The sequence below is a fragment of the Undibacterium cyanobacteriorum genome (genome assembly GCF_031326225.1).
In the GTDB taxonomy this organism is placed as follows: Bacteria; Pseudomonadota; Gammaproteobacteria; order Burkholderiales; family Burkholderiaceae_D; genus Undibacterium; species Undibacterium cyanobacteriorum.
Genome location: NZ_CP133720.1, coordinates 1898889 through 1914452, shown reverse-complemented (window position 1 = coordinate 1914452; position 15564 = coordinate 1898889). Strand labels below are relative to the sequence as shown.

The window sequence follows — 15564 nt, the reverse complement described above, 5'->3', positions numbered from 1 at the left end:
AGGAAGCTACAGGCATTGTGGTATGCGCTGAACTATGGCATCCAATTCGACGCATTACGCCGACTAGATTTTTACTAAGTTGAGAATATCGTCGCACCATCAACTACGACATAGAAATTTCTGAAAGAAAGAGACGAAAAAACCGACTCGGGGTCGGCTTTTTTGTTAGATCTTAAGGATTTCCAGCAAGTTGAGCAATTCTTCGCGGACCTGTGAGGTACCGATCGCTTTTTGCTCTTGTTTCTGCGGCTTCACATCTTCATGACTTGCTTGATTATTGAGCTTGTTACGGGCGCCATTGATCGTAAAACCTTGATCGTAAAGAAGCTCACGAATACGACGAATCAATAGCACTTCGTGATGCTGGTAGTAGCGACGATTTCCACGACGCTTCACCGGTTTTAGTTGGGCAAATTCTTGTTCCCAATAGCGCAGCACATGTGGCTTCACACCACACAAATCACTTACCTCGCCAATCGTAAAATAGCGTTTGGCGGGAATCGGAGGCAATACGAAATTCTCTATAGCGGCGTCACTCATATCAGCTCACTCAGTATCGTTTTTAAGCGGCAGATGCAACGCTCATAGGGCTAGGGCTTGGACTATGCAAATCATCAACCATGCCTTTCAGCTTTTGACTTGCATGGAAAGTGACGACACGACGAGCAGTGATAGGAATTTCTTCGCCAGTTTTTGGATTACGTCCCGGACGCTGCGGTTTATCGCGTAATTGAAAGTTGCCGAAACCGGACAACTTTACTTCCGCTCCACGTTCCAAAGCATCACGAATTTCACCAAAAAAAGTTTCGACCATATCTTTCGCTTCGCGCTTATTCAAACCAACTTGTTCAAATAAGAGTTCTGCTAATTCCGCTTTTGTTAGCGTTGGCAATTCTTTTTCTGCTTTCGTGCGGGCCTGCGATTCGCGTACCGCACGTTTCAAATCTTCATCTAACATCGCTTGAAGATCTGACGCATTTACATCGTTCATCATTGTTGACCTATCGCCCAAACTATTGTTCTTTTTAGTATCGCGCAGCACACGATCTGCATTTATTTTCACATTTTTGAAGAGGGTCAGACGCCCTACTCTGCCACTTTGAAGCGGCACAGCGAGCGTCTATTTCTTCTGAAAATTAGCGTAATCGCGCTGAAATGGAAGTCGTTGCTGCTGCAATTAATGCAGCCATTGCTTGTTCAACGATTTCATCCTGCAAGGTATTCTGAGTATCTTGCAAGCTAAACCGGAATGCAAGACTTTTCTCATCATTTTCCAATCCTTTGCCACGATATTCATCAAATAAAACAATGTCTTGCACGATTTTGCAAGAATCTGCCTTGCGTATTTCCGCGTGGAAAACATCGAGCAAGCTTTGTGCTGTCACAGTTTGTTTTACGACAAATGCGAGGTCACGAGTCACCGCTTGGAATTTCGAAATTTCGCGATGGCTAGGCAACTCACGCGCTTGCAGCGCTTCGACTGCAACTTCGAAGACGATAGGTGCCAAAGGCAAATCGTACTTCTGTTGCAAACGTGGGTGCAATTCACCGATCACACCGATCACTTTACCGTCGCATTCGATTTCAGCAGCGCGGCCTGGGTGCAGCGCTGGATGCTCGCATTTATTGAAGCGCAAAGTTTTTGGTGCAAATAAATTTTCGAGATCGGCTTTGACATCAAAGAAATCCACATTGCGATTAGCGCTACCCCATTGTTCTTCAACCACAGGGCCATACGCCAAGGCAGCAAGACGTTTTGGTTGAGCATAGCCAGCCAAGCTCAATGGACCGTCTTGCACAGCTTCATCACGCAAATACACCGCTGCCAATTCAAAAATACGCACACGATTGATCTTACGGTTCAAGTTGTAACGTGCATTGGCAACCAAACTTGCGATCAAGCTAGTGCGCATCACGCTCATTTGACTCGCGATCGGATTTTGTAAGCGAACTGGATTGGCGTTAGCGCAGAAGTCGGCTTCCCACGCTTCTTCAACAAAGCTATAGTTGACCACTTCTTGATAATCCATATCGGCTACTTGGCGACGCAGTGTGAATGCGGAACGGGTGTTCTCAGGGTCAATCAACATCGCATTCGGTGCCACCGGTGGCAAGGATGGGATGTTTTCAAAGCCATACACGCGTACCACTTCTTCGATCAAATCTTCTTCAATCTCGATATCGAAACGGTAGGATGGTGGCGTGACGGAAAACAAACCCGGCTCTTGCGTGAACTGCAGACCAAGGCGCGTAAAAATATCCGCAATCTGTGCATCAGTAAAATCAACGCCGATGACTTTATTCGCGCGTTCAGTGCGCATTTTCACTGGCTGGCGCTTCGGCAGATTGACCACATGATCATCCACAGGCCCCACTTTCACTTGCTCTGGGCCGCCGCAAATTTCGACGATCAAAGCAGTGATACGTTCCACATGTTCGACGATGGATTCAAAATCAACACCACGTTCATAGCGATGCGCGGCGTCCGTTGAGAAATTATATTTACGTGCACGACCTTGGATCGCGTTCGGCCACCAGAAAGCGGATTCCAAATAAATGTTTTCGGTTTCCAATGTCACTGCAGTCGAATCACCTCCCATGATACCGGCTAAAGATTCAATCTCTTTTTGATCGGCGATCACGCCCACCCATTCATCGACTTCAATCGTATTGCCATTCAAAAGCTTCAGACTTTCACCTTTTTTGCCCCAGCGCACATCAAGGCCACCATGAATTTTATCCAAATCGAAAACATGGCTTGGGCGTCCCATCTCTAGCATGACGTAGTTGGAAATATCGACCAATGCCGAAATCGGGCGTTGACCACTGCGTTCCAAGCGTTGCTTCATCCAATCTGGCGTCGCAGATTTGGCATTCACACCGCGAATGACGCGGCCGACAAAACGTCCACACAAATCCGGTGCACTGATTTTGACAGGCAATTTTTCTGTCAACATCACTGGTACGATGTGCGCTTCAGGCAAATGCATGGCGGTACCAGTCAACGCGGAAACTTCACGTGCAACACCCAGCACCGACAAACAATCGGCTTTGTTCGGTGTCAGTTTGATGGTGAATTTCAAATCATTGAGTTGGTAGTAATCGCGGAAATTTTGACCCACCGGCGCATCTGCAGGCAAGTCCATCAAGCCACCGTGATCTTCCGATAATTTCAATTCACGCGCGGAACACAACATGCCTTGCGATTCAACGCCACGTAGCTTCCCTACCTTAATCAAGAAAGGCTTACCGTCTGGGCCCGGTGGCAAAACTGCACCTGCCATCGCACATGGCACCTTCATGCCAACGCGAACATTCGGTGCGCCACAAACGATATTCAACAGAGTGCCAGTACCGACGTCGACCTGACATACATTCAAACGATCCGCGTCAGGATGCTTGGCGATTTCGCGAATCTCCGCGACCACGACATTGCTAAAAGGAGGAGCGACTGGTTCAAGCTCTTCTACTTCCAAGCCTGCCATCGTCAGCATGTGCGACAACTCATCCGAAGTCATCTTCGGATCAACCATGGTACGTAACCAGTTTTCAGAAAATTGCATAATTCAACCGTATGTTGATTGTGTACTTTTCAGTACGGAATACTTCAAACAAAGAGACAATCTCAATCTCGAAAACCTATCAACGCTGAGGCGCCGAGACGCGGAGAAAAAATGAGAACTCTTGGTCCTAGGCATTTGAATTTCTCTGCGCCCCTCAGCGTCTCTGAGTCTCGGCGTTGAGGGGTTTTAATTCATCTTTTCAGCTTAGTTAAACTAATTAAACTGTTTCAGGAATCGCAAATCGCCTTCATAGAACAAACGCAGATCGCTAATGCCATAACGCAGCATCGTCAGACGTTCCAAACCAGAACCGAAAGCAAAGCCGATGTATTTTTCTGGATCTAAGCCCATGTTCTTGATCACCGTTGGATGCACTTGACCGGAGCCAGATACTTCTAACCAACGACCTTTCAATGGGCCACTACCAAAGGCGATATCAATCTCAGCAGATGGCTCAGTGAATGGGAAATACGAAGGACGGAAGCGCACTTGCAAATCGTCAGTCTCAAAAAACGCTTTGACGAAGTTCAAATAAACGCCTTTCAAATCAGCAAAGCTGATGTCCTCGGCAATCCACAAACCTTCGACTTGATGGAACATTGGCGAATGGGTTGCATCGCTATCGACGCGATAAGTACGACCTGGCGCGATCACCTTGATTGGCGGCTTATTCATGCGCGCATAACGCACCTGCATCGGGCTGGTATGGGTACGCAACAATAACGGCTTGCCGGAGGTATCATTACCCTCAACGTAGAACGTGTCTTGCATAGAACGCGCTGGATGATTCTCTGGCGAATTCAATGCAGTAAAGTTGGTCCAATCATTTTCAATTTCAGGACCGTCAGCCACATCAAAACCAATCGAACGGAAGATCTCTTCAATTCGCTGCCATGTGCGCATCACGGGATGAATGCCGCCCATGCCGCGACCACGGCCAGGCAAAGTCACGTCGATCGCTTCTGCATTCAAACGCGCTTCCATCTGCGCGTTTGCCAAAGCTTCGCGGCGTGCCGTTAAGGCGTTTTCAATTTGCTCTTTGGCGACGTTAATGACGGCGCCTTGCGCTTTACGTTCGTCCGGTGCGAGCTTACCTAAGCCCTTCATCTGTTCAGTGATTTGGCCAGACTTACCGAGATACAGCGCTTTCGCGTTTTCCAGTGCCGCTGCATCAGCCGCGGCAGCAAAATCTGCGATCGCTTGGGTAACAATTTGATCTAAGGGATTCATGCGATTTTTCCCACTTCGTGTGGATGATAGAAAATAACGAGCCACGCCTAAGAAGTTTCAAGCAAAGACTCACACAAAAACAATCGCACAAATCGAATCACTGCAGAGCGACCGCAGTTCGAGGGCAAATTGATTTTGTATAAATCCTTGAGGAAAAAAAACGGGGCAGTGGATTCAACCTCTGCCCCGCTCATCTTGCAGATTCGCGAATGGCGAATTTGCCGACTATGACTAATTAAGCAGCCAAAGTCGCTTTAACTTGATTAACAATCGCAGCAAATGCTGGTTTGTCAGTCACAGCCATATCGGCCAAAACTTTACGGTCGAGTTCGATGTTCGCTTTTTTCAAACCGTTCATGAACACGCTGTAAGTCATACCGTGTTGGCGAGACGCTGCATTGATACGAGTAATCCACAAAGCGCGGAATACGCGTTTCTTGTTGCGGCGATCGCGGTATGCATATTGACCAGCACGCATAACTGCTTGCTTAGCAATACGGAATACCTTGCTACGGCGACCACGGTAGCCTTTAGCTAAATTGAGAACTTTCTTATGGCGGGCACGAGCGGTAACCCCACGTTTTACTCTAGGCATAATAACTCCTTAAAATAGTGAGTAGAGGTTAAGCTGTTGGCATCATGCGCATGACTGATGTTACGTCAGACGCATTGATGTTACGGGTACCACGCAATTGGCGTTTGTTTTTGGTGGTTTTCTTAGTCAAGATGTGACGCTTGAAAGCGTGACCACTCTTCACTGTGCCACCTGGACGTACACGAAAGCGCTTCTTTGCAGAGCTCTTTGTTTTCATTTTAGGCATAACACTTCTGTCTTTTACGACAGCTCCTTTTTATATGATGGTAGGTGGTAACAATCACGTTACTCTTGGATGCCTACTTCTCACTTAGACTGGGTTTGAAATCGAGTTCAATACCCTTTGTTGCCACCATGATTCTTTCAAATCACAATCGCCACAACTTTTTCGCGATGATGTGATGGTTTACAAACCACCACTCGCAATTACTTTTTCTTCTTCGGCGCCAACATCATGACCATTTGGCGACCTTCCATCTTCGGAAACTGCTCTACTTGACCATACGGATCCAAGTCCACTTTCAAGCGTTCCAACATACGCATACCAATTTCTTGGTGGGCCATTTCACGACCACGGAAGCGCAAAGTAATCTTCGTTTTATCGCCTTCCTCGAGGAATTTGATCAGATTACGCAATTTAATGTTGTAATCGCCATCGTCTGTACCAGGACGGAACTTGACCTCTTTCACCGCGATGACTTTTTGTTTCATCTTGGCTTCATGAGCTTTCTTCTGCTCCTGATACTTGAACTTGCCGTAATCCATCAATCGGCAAACTGGTGGTTGCGCTGTTGGCGCGATCTCCACCAAATCAACTTCAGCCTCTTCGGCTAAGCGAAAGGCTTCTCCCAGTTTTACGATGCCCAATGGCTCATTATCAACGCCTGCCAAGCGCACTTCTGGCGCTGTGATTTCACCGTTGATACGATGTGTCTTTTCGGTAGCTATTGCAGTTTCCTTCAAAAAAAATTAATCGTCGGCTTGCTCAAAAATCGAGGCAAAAGCTGGTCAGCCCTTGGTTTCCAAGTCGTTCTTTAGGCGATCTAAGAAGGCTTCCTGGGACATCACACCCAGATCCAGATTACCGCGCGTACGCACAGCCACTGTATTTGCATCCCGTTCTTTATCACCGACTACGATGATATAAGGCAACTTTTGCATGGAATGTTCGCGTATTTTATAGGTAATTTTCTCATTACGCAAATCCAGATGTACTCTAAACCCTTGTTTTTTCAGGTTTTCAGCCACAGACTTAGCGTAATCAGCTTGCGCTTCCGAGATATTCAAGACCGCTACTTGCACAGGAGACAACCAAGTTGGCAAAGCACCCGCGTGATTTTCGATCAAGATGCCAATAAATCTTTCCATTGAACCAACGATCGCACGATGCAACATCACTGGCACTTTGCGTGAATTGTCGTCGGAAACATATTCCGCACCGAGGCGACCAGGCATAGAGAAATCGACTTGCATGGTACCAACCTGCCATGGACGACCAAGGCTATCTTTCAGGTGGTATTCAATCTTCGGACCGTAGAACGCGCCTTCGCCTGGCAACTCTTCCCAAGTCATACCGCAATTACGCAATGCAGCGCGCAAGGTTTCTTCGGCGCGATCCCAAATTTCATCTGAGCCAATACGATTTTCAGGGCGCAAGGCAATCTTGATCGCGATATTGTTGAAACCAAAATCGTCATACACTTTCATCGCTTGCGGATGGAAAGCCATAACCTCATCTTGAATTTGATCTTCAGTACAGAAAATGTGGCCGTCGTCTTGTGTAAAGCCACGGACCCGCATAATGCCGTGCAAAGCACCCGATGGCTCATTGCGGTGACACTGACCGAATTCACCATAACGCAATGGCAATTCGCGATAACTACGCATGTTCGAATTAAAGATCTGTACGTGACCTGGGCAATTCATTGGCTTCAATGCGTAGTTACGGTTTTCCGACTCCGTACTGAACATGTTCTCGCGATAATTTTCCCAGTGGCCAGTCTTTTCCCATAAGGTGCGATCCAAGATTTGCGGCGCTTTGACTTCTTGATAGCCACACTCTTGGTAAACTTTGCGCATGTATTGCTCCACTTGCTGCCACAAAGTCCAACCTTTTGGATGCCAGAAAATCAAACCAGGTGCTTCATCTTGGAAGTGGAACAAATCTAGTGATTTACCGAGCTTACGGTGATCACGTTTTTCTGCTTCTTCCAACATGTGCAAGTATTGTTCTTGATCTTCTTTCTTCGCGAAGGCGGTACCGTACACACGCTGCAACATTTCGTTTTTGGAGTCGCCGCGCCAGTAAGCACCAGCCAACTTCATCAACTTAAATACTTTTAACTTACCAGTCGATGGCACGTGTGGACCACGGCACAAGTCCGTGAAATTACCTTCAGTGTAGAGCGACACATCTTGGTCGGCAGGAATCGACTCAATGATCTCCGCTTTATATTTTTCACCAATGGATTTGAAGTAGGCAACTGCTTCGTCGCGTGGCACGACCTTACGCACAACTTGCTCATCCTTCTTGGCCAACTCGGTCATTTTCTTCTCGATAGCGACCAAATCATCTGGTGTGAATGGGCGTTTGTAAGAGAAGTCATAGTAAAAGCCGTTCTCAATGACAGGACCAATCGTCACTTGCGCATCCGGGAACAACTCTTTCACTGCATAAGCCAGCAAGTGAGCGGTTGAGTGACGAATCACTTCCAAACCATCGGCATCTTTATCAGTCACAATCGCCAAGTCAGCATCGTTTTCGATCAGGTGCGAAGTATCAACTAACTTGCCATCAACACGACCGGCTAAGGCCGCTTTTGCCAAGCCCGTACCGATGCTAGCGGCGACCTGCGCCACTGTCACAGCGGACTCAAATTGTCGTTGCGAACCATCGGGTAAGCGAATAGAAATCATCTTCATCTCCTACGGGCCTAAGCCATTAATAAATAAATCACTCAGAAAAAAACTTATACAAATTCGATAGACGAAAAAAAACGCGGGCTAGCCGCGTTTTCTCATCAATTCCACATTTACTTCAGACGAAAAAGCACCTCGACTAGCGTCGCTCACAAATGAATGTGATCGTAGTTCGCGGTGTCATAACCAAGTGCCTTTCTCGCTCTTATACAGTATCCCTACAAATCCAATTCTAGGGATACCTAGGGTTTTGTAGATTTTCTTGAATTCTGGTGGGCGGTGAGGAATTCGAATCCCCGACCCCTTGGATGTCGACCAAGTATTCTAACCAGCTGAACTAACCGCCCGAAGAGCCGAGACTATAGCAAATGCAGCTGCTTTCGTAAAGTGCTTTTTATTAACATGCGTGAAAAGAGTTCTCTAATTTGGTTTAAACAACTTGCCATGCGCTTCGAACCGATTATCGATAATCGTAAAAGGCTTCATTCATTGACTGCTATTCATAGTAAGCAGCAAGCTCACAAAGTAGCCACATACCCAACGAAAATAGCGTGAGGTATTAAGTCACTGATAGAGGAATAGCCCTTTTCGCATCCCAAGTAAGAATGGTGTGATGGCTGTTTTCCTATACAATTTAGAGTGCCGATTCCCACTTCCTTGATTTGCCATGCCGCACGACGCTCATAGTCATCAAAACAATCACCAACATAACCATCTTCACGCGCATCGACATGGAGACGCGACGCATCAGCATTTTTTTGCAGAACGCAGTCAATCTGTACTGGCATGGGCACTTGGGCTGACACTCTTTTTCGCCGGCGTCGAAGTAGTGTTTGGCCTCATCTCCAACTCCTTGGCCTTGATTTCAGACGCGGGTCATATGGTGACCGACTCTGCTGCGTTAGGATTGGCTTTATTGGCACAAGTCATCGCCAAGCGCCCTCCCACAGCGAAACATAGTTTTGGCTTCGGTCGTTCCGAGGCCCTAGCCGCATTCGTCAATGGTCTAGTGATGCTTGGTGTCATCGTATGGATCAGCATTGAAGCAATTCAACGCCTATACAAGCCTGAAGCCGTTCAAGGCACCACAGTCATGATCGTGGCAGCAATCGGTTTAGCGATTAACATCATCGTTGCTTGGGTGCTGTCGCATGACAAAGAAAGCATGAACACCAAAGCTGCGTTGATTCACGTGATGGGTGACCTCTTGGGTTCAGTCGCCGCGATTGTTTCCGGGGCTATCATTGCTTACACGGGTTGGATGCCGATCGATCCCATCCTCTCGATTTTTGTATCCCTCTTGATTTTGAAATCGACGATTGGCGTGCTCAAAGAATCCTTCCACTTCTTAATGAAAGGTGTGCCTCATCAAATTGACTTCGTCAAAATCGGCGAAGATTTAGAAGCCACACCTGGAGTCGCCTCAGTTCACGATCTACATATTTGGGATATGTCGCCAGGCCAACCAGCCCTGATCGGCCATTTGGAAATTGACGACCTATTAGCCTGGCCACGCATTTTAGAAAGTATCAAGAAGATGCTACTAGAAAAACACGGCATCGATCACATCACGCTACAAGCCGAGGTCTTGCGCGATGAAGAGTTTGGTGAGGCTGAGTGTAATCATCAGCATTGACAAGTCAACTATCGATACGGCGAGCACTTGCGATACAAAAGTGCGCCCAAGATTCCAGAACCCCAGTCCTTACCCAGAAATTCAATTATCGGGATGCAGATCGCGGCGCAAAGCACAGCCGTATGTCAATACGGCGCGCATTTGCAACAAAGAGCTGCGCCCGAGAATTGGATTTATGGGTAAGAACTAAGCGCGCTTGACTTCCTGCACCCCACCCACCTCACGTATCACGCTCAGCGATTTCTGCAGTTGTGAAGTGCCGTTAATCTCGACTGTGAAAGACATCTTGGCTTGGCCTTTCGCGCTCTGCGTATTGACGCCGATCACATTGATCTTTTCGCGCGAAAAGACTTCCGAGATATCACGCAGGAGGCCTTGTCGATCTTGTGCTAAAACATAGATGTCGACCGGATACACGGTATCCTTGCCACTATCACCCCATGTGGTTTGTATCACGCGCTCAGGTGCTTTATTGCGCATCTCGCCGAAGTTCTTACAAGTCAAGCGATGAATCGAAACACCTTTACCTCGCGTCACAAACCCGACGATATCATCTGGCGGCGCGGGCTTACAGCAACGGGCTAACTGCGTCATCAAACCGTCGGTGCCGACCACCAACACCCCCGACTTCGCGCCAGAAATCACACTTGAAGCGCGACTCTTATTGGCGATAACTAATTCGGGTGCAATGCCCTCTTCCGGATTATCACGTAAGGCCGTTTCGACTTGGCGCAAACTGAACTCTTCCTTGCCAACGGCGAGAAATAATTCATCAACACTAGCAAACGCCAATTTGCGAGCAAGCTCTTCTAAATTAACCGAAGTTTTCCCTTCGCGCTGCAAAGTCTTCTCGATCATGCCGCGCCCCGTATTGAGCGTTTCTTGTTGATCGATGGCATTGAACCATGCGCGAATTTTGCTACGTGTTCTGGTTCCAACGGAGTACTCTGGCGTCAACCAATCGCGCGAAGGACCGGTTTGTATCGAACCGATTTTGAGCGTAATGATCTCAACCGTTTGGCCATTCTTTAGCTTGGTGTTGAGCGGCACCATCACACCATCAACACGAGCGCCACGGCAACGATGACCGAGATCGGTATGCAATTGATAGGCGAAATCAACCGGCGTTGCGCCCGTCGGCAATTCGATCACGCGTGCTTGCGGTGTCAGTACATAGATTCTATCGTCGAGCGTGGCGGCTTTGACTTTCTCAACCCACTCACGCTGCAATTGTTCTTGGTCAACGACCACGTCGGAGACCTCATTTTTCCATGCCAAGAGTTGGCGCAACCAAGCAATCTTCTCATCGTATTCATGTGCGGAAAAATTTGAATTACCCGACTCTTTGTAGCGCCAATGCGCTGCCACGCCAAACTCCGATGATTGGTGCATCTCGCGAGTACGAATCTGCACTTCAAGCGGGCGCCCATCATCAACCACCACGACGGTGTGCAAAGACCGATAACCATTTGGTTTAGGGCGCGAAATGTAATCGTCGAATTCTTTAGGGATCGGGGTCCATAAATTATTCAGGATACTCAAGACGGTATAGCAATCTTTGATGTCATCGACGATGACGCGAAACGCACGTACATCGTAAAGCTCATCAAAATCGACCTTCTTGCCCTTCATCTTCTTCCAAATACTGTAGATGTGTTTTGGGCGCCCACTGACTTCGGCTTTTACATCGACGGCTTTGAGCTCACTCTCCAAACGAGCAATCGCTGACACCACGAAGCTCTCGCGCTCGACGCGTTTTTCTTCGAGCATCTTGGCAATTTTTTTGTATTGTTCTGGCTCCAAGAAACGGAACGACAAGTCCTCTAATTCCCATTTCAACTGCCATACGCCAAGACGATTTGCCAAAGGCGCGTACAAGTCCATGGTTTCACTCGCGTACTGCTGAACCGCACCATCGTCGCGTTTGCATTCAGCGAAGTAACGCAAGGATGTTAAGCGCGAGGCCAAGCGCACCAAGACAACGCGCATATCATTGGCCATCGCCAATACCATTTTGCGCAGGACTTCCATTTGCGAAGCAGTGCGTTCCGCCTCGTCCTTGCCACGCCCCACATCATGTTGCGTCAAGGTCGCCTCACGCAAACGTAAAAGTCGACGCACACCGAGTACAAGATCATTAATCTCTCTACCGAACTTTGCCTCAATTTGCGCCGCTGCGAGCGGATGTGCTTCGGTCAATTCAAACAACAAAGCTGCAATGCGCGTATCCACATCGGTCTTCAACATCGCCAAGGTAGAAGCGACGCCCAAGGCGAATTGCAATCCATTTTGCTCGGTGACGATGCAGTGATCTTGCAAGTACGGTGTGACGAATTCGAGGGCTTGATGCACGCGTTCAGCGTCGGCAGCAGAAAGCCCCTCGACGATTTGCGATTCGGAGATGGAGGCAGACAGAGAAACCATAATTGCTCTACAAATTCTACAAAGAAGGCTGGCTTGTTACATCATCGAAGTTAAATCGAAGTTGAAACAACGCTAAATCGAAGTTGATGTAGCGTCCAACGTTAAAGATATTTTTATTCTTTTTGCGCAGCGGTCACAACGATCTCAACCAACCATTCTGGATTTGCCAATTTCGCTTCCACGGTCGCACGTGGCGGTGTATTTCCTTGCGCTACCCAGGCGTCCCAGGCTTGATTCATACCCGCCATATTCGCCATATCGGAAATGAAAATTTGGCACATCAAAATACGAGACTTGTCACTACCCGCTTCCTCTAACAACCGATCGATTTGCGTCAATACATTTTGAGTTTGACCAACGATATCTTGACTACTATCTTCCGGCACCTGCCCCGCTAGATACACCACTTTATTAAAAATTGCGTATTCAGACAAACGCGGACCTACATGAAAACGTTGCAGCACTTTTGACTCCTAAAACACCGATGGGTCGGTATAAAAATAAGATGAAACAGCTTTGGAAATTCAATCAATACGGAATTCAACCTCGCTACTAAATTAACCAACTAAACAAACCAAGTGAGCAAACCAATTAAAAATCGAATCCGCATCCCTTATGCCAAGAAAAAATTTTGAGCGATTTTGATTTGCTCTGGCGAGACGAAGGTCGGTGCATGACCAACGCCTGCGATCTCCACGGATCGAGCTCGTGGGCCACGTTGACTCATCGCCTGCACCGTCTCAGCACTGAGCAAATCTGATTCTGCACCACGCACGACCAAAGTCTCGCATCGAATCGCGTCATACATCGCCCACAACATCGCTTGCCCTGCAGCAGCGACTTCCTGCGTCGTGGCTTTGACGGGAATCGCCAGCTTCAAATCATAATGGCGTTTCCAATGACCATTCTCGTCCTGCTTCAACACATCGCGCGCCAACTTCTCCCATTGTGCATCTGTATGCGGACCAAATGAGAAAGAGATTTCGCGAATAAACTTTACCGCTTCAGCAAAGGTTTCGAAACGTACATCTTGATCAATGTATTCGGCAATTCTTTGCAGCGCTTCAAAATTCAAGGTGGGGCCAACATCATTCAAGAGTAAACGTCGAATCGGGCTATCCTTCATCGCCGCCAGTCCAATACCGATCAAGCCTCCCATCGAGGTTCCCATCCAATCAACCGTGGTCGCATCGACGCGTGCCAACAAAGTCACCATATCGCTCACATACTGCGGAATTTGATAGGACTGAGGAAGTTCCAACCATGATGAACGGCCACGGCCGACCACATCTGGGCAAATCACACGATAATCTTGTTCCAGCGCAGCGGCTAAGGCATCGAAATCATCACTCACGCGCGTCACACCATGCACACACACCAAGACTTTGGGATTACGTGGATCACCCCATTCTTTGTAGGCCATGGAATGCAATCCTGCCGGCGATAAGCACTGCACAGTTTTGATTTGAAAACCCATGTGATTTAACTTTCAAAATAGTCGCTCAGACTTAGCATTTTAACGAGGGTTTGACATAAAATCCTTGTTGATTTTGGATTTCTGCACACTTATTTTTATTTATTTGTTTTCAGGTAAGGGAAAAAGCATGGCAACACGTATTTTGGAAGGAAAAACGGCCCTCGTGACAGGTTCAACTTCAGGTATTGGGCTCGGCATTGCCCGCTCTCTTGCTGAAGCAGGCGCGAATATTGTGTTCAACGGGTTTGGCGACCTCAATGAGATCAAGGCATTGCAACACAAGGTCGAACAAGAATTTAGCGTTAAAACGTCTTACAGCGCTGCTGATATGAGCAAAGCGAGTGAGATCGAAGCCATGATGCAACAAGCGGCACAAGAATTTGGTGGCATCGATGTCTTGGTCAATAACGCAGGTATTCAATACGTTTCCAGCATCGAAGATTTTCCGGTTGAAAAATGGGATGCCATCATCGCCATCAATTTGACTTCTGCATTCCATACCACCCGCCTCGCTTTGCCTGCGATGCGTCAAAAAAATTGGGGACGGATTATCAATTTAGCGTCGGTGCACGGTCTCGTCGCTTCGGCGCAAAAATCAGCCTATGTCGCCGCCAAGCATGGTTTGGTCGGGTTAACCAAAACCACAGCGCTCGAAACAGCAACCACTGGTATCACTTGCAATGCAATTTGCCCTGGTTTCGTGTTGACGCCATTAGTACAAAAACAGGTCGACGACCGTGCTAGCCGTGATGGCATCAGCAATGAAGAAGCGAAGGTTTCCTTACTGTCCGAAAAGCAGCCTTCACGTGAATTCGTGACACCAGAACAGCTCGGTGCTTTAGCAGTTTTCTTCTGCAGCGATGCAGCCAACCAAATTCGTGGTGTGGCTTGGAATATGGATGGTGGTTGGGTCGCGCAATAAAATAGCGAGTACTACGGATTGGGTTGCATCACACCCAATCCGATGAAGAAACGAACAACGCGTTTTCAGCAATAAAAAAGCCTGATGTCGCATGGGACATCAGGCTTCTCATTTTTCAGCACACCAACGTCAACTTGTCGCGGTATGCAAGACCTCGTTAAACAGCCGAGACATCAAGCGCTGCTTCAGTTTTGGCGATGATCTCTTCCTTTGTCACACCAGGTGCCAATTCGATCAACTTCAAACCATTCGCCGTAATATCCATTACGCCCAAATCGGTAATGATGCGATCGACCACACCAACGCCCGTCAATGGCAAATTACATTGCTTCAGGATCTTGTGCGCATCACCTTTTGCTACATGTTCCATCAACACGACCACGCGGCCGACGCCTGCAACCAAATCCATCGCGCCGCCCATGCCTTTGACCATTTTTCCTGGAATCATCCAATTCGCCAAATCGCCTTTTTCAGAGACTTGCATCGCGCCGAGAATCGCCACGTTGATTTTGCCGCCGCGTATCATAGCGAACGAATCAGCCGAGCTAAAAATGGAAGAGCCTGCTAAGGTTGTGACCGTTTGTTTGCCTGCATTAATCAAATCTGGATCGACTTGATCTTCGGTTGGAAATGGGCCGATACCGAGCAAACCATTTTCAGACTGCAACCATACTTCCATATGGTCTGGTACGTGGTTCGCCACCAAAGTCGGCAAGCCGATTCCAAGGTTCACATAAAAACCATCTTGCAATTCTTGGGCTGCACGTGCAGCCATTTCATCACGAGTCCATGCCATGA

General features: G+C 47.8%; 14 protein-coding genes and 1 tRNA gene. 2 read left to right on the top strand and 13 right to left on the bottom strand.

Features of this window, described 5'->3' with window-relative positions; all coding sequences use genetic code 11:
* Positions 1-165: 165 nt before the first annotated feature.
* From RF679_RS07905 to RF679_RS07865, 9 genes are all read right to left on the bottom strand, one after another.
* Positions 166-540: a MerR family transcriptional regulator gene (locus RF679_RS07905; protein ID WP_309483670.1), complete on the bottom strand. Its 375-nt coding sequence runs from the start codon at positions 538-540 to the stop codon at positions 166-168.
* 22 nt (positions 541-562) lie between these two features.
* The gene (locus tag RF679_RS07900; protein ID WP_309483985.1) at positions 563-991 is read right to left on the bottom strand and encodes an integration host factor subunit alpha; all 429 of its coding nucleotides are present in this window, start codon (positions 989-991) and stop codon (positions 563-565) included.
* A 145-nt stretch (positions 992-1136) separates the two neighbouring features.
* Positions 1137-3563 carry a phenylalanine--tRNA ligase subunit beta gene (pheT, locus tag RF679_RS07895; protein WP_309483669.1) on the bottom strand — a complete coding sequence of 809 codons (2427 nt, stop codon included), beginning with the start codon at positions 3561-3563 and terminating at the stop codon, positions 1137-1139.
* Positions 3564-3776: 213 nt separating this feature from the next.
* The gene (gene pheS, locus RF679_RS07890; protein WP_309483668.1) at positions 3777-4793 is read right to left on the bottom strand and encodes a phenylalanine--tRNA ligase subunit alpha; all 1017 of its coding nucleotides are present in this window, start codon (positions 4791-4793) and stop codon (positions 3777-3779) included.
* A 235-nt stretch (positions 4794-5028) separates the two neighbouring features.
* Positions 5029-5388, bottom strand: coding sequence for a 50S ribosomal protein L20 (gene rplT, locus RF679_RS07885; protein ID WP_309483667.1), 360 nt, complete (start codon positions 5386-5388; stop codon positions 5029-5031).
* A 28-nt stretch (positions 5389-5416) separates the two neighbouring features.
* Positions 5417-5614, bottom strand: a complete 198-nt coding sequence (gene rpmI / locus RF679_RS07880) for a 50S ribosomal protein L35 (protein WP_038493025.1) — start codon at positions 5612-5614, stop codon at positions 5417-5419.
* A gap of 200 nt (positions 5615-5814) precedes the next feature.
* Positions 5815-6351 carry a translation initiation factor IF-3 gene (gene infC / locus RF679_RS07875; RefSeq protein ID WP_309483666.1) on the bottom strand — a complete coding sequence of 179 codons (537 nt, stop codon included), beginning with the start codon at positions 6349-6351 and terminating at the stop codon, positions 5815-5817.
* A gap of 45 nt (positions 6352-6396) precedes the next feature.
* Positions 6397-8304, bottom strand: coding sequence for a threonine--tRNA ligase (gene thrS, locus RF679_RS07870; protein ID WP_309483665.1), 1908 nt, complete (start codon positions 8302-8304; stop codon positions 6397-6399).
* Positions 8305-8577: 273 nt separating this feature from the next.
* Positions 8578-8654 (bottom strand) — tRNA-Val (locus RF679_RS07865).
* Positions 8655-8974: 320 nt separating this feature from the next.
* On the opposite strand from RF679_RS07865, the gene RF679_RS07860 reads away from it, so the two are divergent.
* Positions 8975-9943 (top strand): cation diffusion facilitator family transporter, encoded by a 969-nt coding sequence (locus RF679_RS07860; RefSeq protein ID WP_309483664.1) that lies wholly within the window; start codon positions 8975-8977, stop codon positions 9941-9943.
* Positions 9944-10129: 186 nt separating this feature from the next.
* On the opposite strand, the gene RF679_RS07855 is transcribed toward RF679_RS07860, so the two are convergent.
* The 3 genes from RF679_RS07855 to RF679_RS07845 all read right to left on the bottom strand — a co-directional run bounded on the left by RF679_RS07855 (position 10130) and on the right by RF679_RS07845 (position 13790).
* Positions 10130-12367 carry a RelA/SpoT family protein gene (locus tag RF679_RS07855; protein ID WP_309483663.1) on the bottom strand — a complete coding sequence of 746 codons (2238 nt, stop codon included), beginning with the start codon at positions 12365-12367 and terminating at the stop codon, positions 10130-10132.
* A gap of 113 nt (positions 12368-12480) precedes the next feature.
* Positions 12481-12831 (bottom strand): RidA family protein, encoded by a 351-nt coding sequence (locus RF679_RS07850; RefSeq protein WP_309483662.1) that lies wholly within the window; start codon positions 12829-12831, stop codon positions 12481-12483.
* 149 nt (positions 12832-12980) lie between these two features.
* Positions 12981-13790, bottom strand: coding sequence for an alpha/beta fold hydrolase (locus RF679_RS07845; RefSeq protein ID WP_309483661.1), 810 nt, complete (start codon positions 13788-13790; stop codon positions 12981-12983).
* 181 nt (positions 13791-13971) lie between these two features.
* Here RF679_RS07845 and RF679_RS07840 point away from each other — a divergent pair, with 181 nt between their 5' ends.
* Positions 13972-14766, top strand: coding sequence for a 3-hydroxybutyrate dehydrogenase (locus RF679_RS07840; protein WP_309483660.1), 795 nt, complete (start codon positions 13972-13974; stop codon positions 14764-14766).
* A 157-nt stretch (positions 14767-14923) separates the two neighbouring features.
* On the opposite strand, the gene RF679_RS07835 is transcribed toward RF679_RS07840, so the two are convergent.
* On the bottom strand, positions 14924-15562 hold the full coding sequence (locus RF679_RS07835) for a CoA transferase subunit B (protein ID WP_309483659.1): 639 nt from the start codon (positions 15560-15562) through the stop codon (positions 14924-14926).
* Positions 15563-15564 lie beyond the last annotated feature (2 nt).